This is a genomic window from Massilia sp. 05N420, assembly GCF_056397205.1.
Genome location: NZ_JBFTMX010000097.1, coordinates 1 through 803 on the forward strand (window position 1 = coordinate 1; position 803 = coordinate 803).

1 protein-coding gene is annotated in these 803 nt (G+C 58.2%); it reads left to right on the plus strand.

Going from position 1 to position 803, the window contains the following annotated elements; all coding sequences use genetic code 11:
- Window positions 1-803, plus strand: an 803-nt coding sequence (locus AC1DIX_RS27395; protein WP_477328457.1) for an alpha-amylase family protein, incomplete at both ends; no start/stop codon positions are given.

An 803-nucleotide genomic window follows, 5' to 3' on the forward strand; every position in this document is an offset into this window, starting at 1 on the left:
GTCCTATATTTTCCCCCCATTCATCCGATCGGAAGTACGAACCGGAAAGGTCGTAACAACAGTCTTAGGGCGGAGCCGGGCGATCCCGGCAGCCCTTACGCAATCGGGTCGCCGGAGGGGGGCCATGATGCAATACATCCGGAGCTCGGTGGCTTCGAAGGGTTTAGGCGTCTTGCCAAGGCAACCCGAGAACATGGATTGGAACTTGCGTTGGACCTCGCGATCCAAGCATCCCCGGACCACCCTTGGCTAACGGATCACCCAGGCTGGTTCGAATGGCGCCCGGATGGCACCATCCGCTACGCCGAAAACCCGCCCAAGAAGTACGAAGACATCGTCAATGTCGACTTCTATTCCAAAGACGCGGTGCCCGCCCTTTGGGAGGAACTGCGCGATATTGTCCAGCTATGGGTGGACGAGGGCGTCAAACTGTTCCGCGTGGACAATCCGCACACCAAACCGTTCCCCTTCTGGGAGTGGTTGATTGGCGACATCCGCGCTCGTCACCCAGACGTCGTGTTTCTGTCGGAAGCGTTTACGCGACCGAAGGTGATGTACCGCTTGGCCAAGGTCGGCTTTTCGCAGTCTTACACCTATTTCACTTGGCGCAACACCAAGTGGGAGCTCGAGCAGTACATGATGGAGATTACCCAGACCGAGGCCAAGGAATTCTTTCGGCCGCACTTCTTTGTCAACACGCACGACATCAATCCGGACTTCCTCCAGGATGCTCCACGGCCAGCATTCGCCATCCGCGCTGCCTTGGCTGCGACGCTGTCAGGGCTCTGGGGCGTCTATAACGG